The organism is Desulfonatronospira sp., from assembly GCA_003563255.1.
In the GTDB taxonomy this organism is placed as follows: Bacteria; Desulfobacterota; Desulfovibrionia; order Desulfovibrionales; family Desulfonatronovibrionaceae; genus Desulfonatronospira.
In genome coordinates, this window is record PWSL01000226.1 from 1 (window position 1) to 3,501 (window position 3,501).

General features: G+C 56.0%; 2 protein-coding genes. Both read right to left on the reverse strand.

The features are described from left to right. Window positions 1-174: 174 nt before the first annotated feature. Window positions 175-2,133 (reverse strand): anaerobic carbon-monoxide dehydrogenase catalytic subunit, encoded by a 1,959-nt coding sequence (gene cooS / locus QZP87_RS06645; protein WP_291322136.1) that lies wholly within the window; start codon window positions 2,131-2,133, stop codon window positions 175-177. A gap of 45 nt (window positions 2,134-2,178) precedes the next feature. Beyond that, window positions 2,179-3,501, reverse strand: a 1,323-nt coding sequence (cdhC, locus tag QZP87_RS06650; protein WP_291322137.1) for a CO dehydrogenase/CO-methylating acetyl-CoA synthase complex subunit beta, incomplete at its 5' end; no start/stop codon positions are given.

Below are 3,501 nucleotides of genomic sequence, written 5' to 3' on the forward strand. Positions count from 1 at the left end.
ACTCCCCGGTATCTACCGCGGATGCGGTGGAGACCATGTGCATACCAGGTTCTTCATTCCTGGTATGCACATAAAAAACCTCTCTTATCTGTGTACATCTGTGTGATCTGTGGGCTAAAAAATCTTTTCTTTATTGGGTTGCGGGCATGGCCCGCTTTAGATGTAAGTATATTCTTAGATGCTGCTTTCCCGCCTGGCGGCCATATCCATAAGCACCCTTTCCACTCCGAACTTGCCCGGCTCGTACTTCTTGAGTTTGAGGCTCTCCCTGGCGGCATCAATATATTGCAGGGCCAGATCAAAAATCTTCTCAGGATCGGGCTCGAAATGAAACGCCCCCTTGAATCTCTCATTCCAGGTCTCGGTCATGATCCTGACGACCTCTTTGCTGGCCCCCACAGGGGATTCCCCGCCGAAGATAACCGGCACCCCGGAGGCGGCGAAATAGGTTCCGATGGCCAGGGCCTTTTCAGACATCCATTCCGGGGCGATACCCACTCCGGGCATGCCGCCGATTTCCTCGGACAGTCCGCCTTCTTCGGCCATGGCGGACAGGATGGTCAGTATCCTGGAGTTGTCCACGCAAGACCCTAAAGGCAGTATCGGAGGAATGCCTATGGCCTCGCAGACTTCCTTTAGCCCTGGACCGGCATGCTGCAGGGCCATTTCCGGGGTCATATACCCGGCAGCCTGGCAGGCATGGGATCCGCATCCGGTTGAAACCACCAGCACATCGGACTTGATAAATTCCATGGCCAGATAGCGATGCAGTCCCTGGGCCGGAACCCTGGGATTGTCGCATCCAGCAAGGCCCACCACACCACGGATGCGACCCACCTGGATGGCATCGTTGAGCGGCCTGAAAGAGGCCCGCATGCGACCTCCCTGCATGTACTCGATATATTCCTGGGAAAATCCCGCCACCAGGTCCTGCTGGTCAGTGGCTGGATAGCCGGTTTGCTTGCGGTTGGGAAAATTGTCCACTGCCAGCCTGATGATCTCTTTGGCGATCTCCGCAGCCCGGTGCTCTTGGTAGCCGACATGTATGGCGCCGGTGAATTTGGCCTTGTCAGAAGTGGTCACCACCTTGGTGTGGAACCTTTCGGACAGTTTCACCAGGGCCGGCATGATGCACTGAACATCCACGGTCATGGCGTCGACCTTGCCGGTCAAAATGGCCAGTTCCTGGTTGGTGAACCCTCCGGCCGTGGGTATGCCGTGGCGCATGAGAATCTCGTTGGCGGTACAGCACATGCCGCCAAGGTTTATGCCTGCGGCCCCCTTGGAGCGTGCATATTCCTGCATCTCCGGGTCATCGGCCATGGCCACGATCATCTCCGCCAGGGTCGGCTCGTGCCCATGTACCACGATGTTCACCTCGTCATCCTTGAACATGCCGAAACCGGCCTTGCCTCTCATTGGCCGGGGTGTACCGAATAATACATCTGATATGTCCGTGGAAATCATGCTCCCGGCCCATCCGTCAGCCAGGGAAACCCTGACCGCGCTCAAAAGCAGGTTGTCGGGTTCGTGATCCACTCCCATGTGGGTGCGGTGCATGCCCTCGCATACCTCCCGGTCCACTCCTCTGGGAACGACCCCCCACTTTTTCCATCGTTCCTGGGTCTTCTGAGGGGCCCTTTTTAGATAATTGATTTCGCCCCTCTGGCGGCCGAAATCATCAATGAGGGTGGTGGCCACATCCTTGGCCACATCCTTGGCATCTCGTCCCTGGTGCTGGATTTCCAGGATATCGGCCATCTTAAAAAGCTTGTGCTCGTCAGCTATTCTGAAATCTTTGGCCTCGCCTGTGGCCACGGCCAGCAGGGTGAAGGCCATGTCCCGGGCATGATCCGAATGGGCCGCAGTACCTGAAACCACTTTTCTGAGAAAGTTCCTGGCCACAATGCTGGGCAGACTTGCCCCGCATACTCCGGTGGCCTCTTCTTCGGCATTTGAGCCGATAAGCCTGCAGGGTCCCACATGACAGTTGGAACAGCATGCCCCTGATGACCCTATGGGGCAGGATTTCATTTTGCCGGCCTTGTCAAAACAAATACTTATATTCTGTTCATCGCTCCATCTGACGATCTGCTCGGCAGCCTCGTTGGCGCTTCTAATGGGCTTATCCATCTTTAATTCCTCCGGATTTATTTATCGAACTTTAGCTGATAATCTCTACATCATGGGATCCATGCCAAGAGCCGGATGTCCCACCTTTTCCAGATGTTCCATCACCTCCATCTCAGTGGTGGCCACTGTTTCGTCGGCGATTTTGTCCAGCATGTCAGGCTCGCCCACTTTCTCGGCCTGGGCCTGGAGCATGTTGCGCAGACGTTCCTTCAGGTGCGAGGGCATCCATACCAGGCGTTTGAATCCTCCCTCGGCAGAAATGAACTTGTCGCTGCCCAGGTAAAACTTGCCCACCCCCAGAAATCCCGGAGTCTGGATGCCGCCGCCCACCATTCCGGCCAGGGTGGAAAAGGTCATACCGCTGGGGGTCATCCCGGAAAAGTCCCGATCCACTACCATAACTCCGTTGGCAGCCGGCAACAGGGCAACAATGCACTCAAAGCAGCCGCAGGAGGTCATGGGGTCTTCCAGGATACTGTAGGCCTTGAGCCTTTCCAGATTGCCCTTGGAAGCCTGGGATATAAATTCGTTGACCCCCTGCCACTCGCCTTTGTGGACGTCTATAACTTCGCCCTTTTTCACAGGCTTGTTGGGCCCGGAGGGGTCGATTTCGTAAGAGGCCTGGCCGTCCAGCCAGTTGTAGGCGCCGCACAGGCCCAATCGCTCCGGGGTGATGACGCAGACATGGTTTGGTGCAAAAGACTGGCACAGGCTGCAGGAATAGAATATGTCCACTGACTCGTCCTTGAGACCGGCCAGGCGCTCATCGCGCTCATTATACATGATCCTGGCCTCCTGCAGGATTTCGTTGACCTTGTCCTCTTGTGTATAAAGGGTTACCTGGACCTTGTCCGCAATGGAGGGAAAGTCGGACAAAAGCTTGGCATGCAGGATATCGCCTATATGCTTGAGTTTGAAGCCCTTTTCCCGGGCCTGTCTGCTGATGCGGATCCAGGAGATATCCCTCTGGCCGATGTGCATGATGCCTTCAGCGCTGTTAATCAAATGATGAAACTGCCTTTCCAGAATAGGCTCAAAATCCTTCTGCATCTTGCGTCCGGCCACATCTACAACGATGGCCAGGGGCAAAACACCCACCGGCTCCAACTCGTCTATGTCCGGACCCACCACCTCGATGCGGCCGTCCTCCACTTCTTCCATCTCCCGCATGCGCAGCAGTTCGCAACAGGTGGATTTGCGGCCTCCGCATTCAGCGAAAAGGTCGTCCTTGCGTACCCGCTCTCCCTCAAAGGCCGGGCCGTAAGACAGGGGAATGGGGATCTCGGTGACTGTCACTTTGAGTCCGCGCACCTCGATGGCCTTCTGAACGATCTTGTCATGAGGTATGGAAGACACCACGTGCTCGTA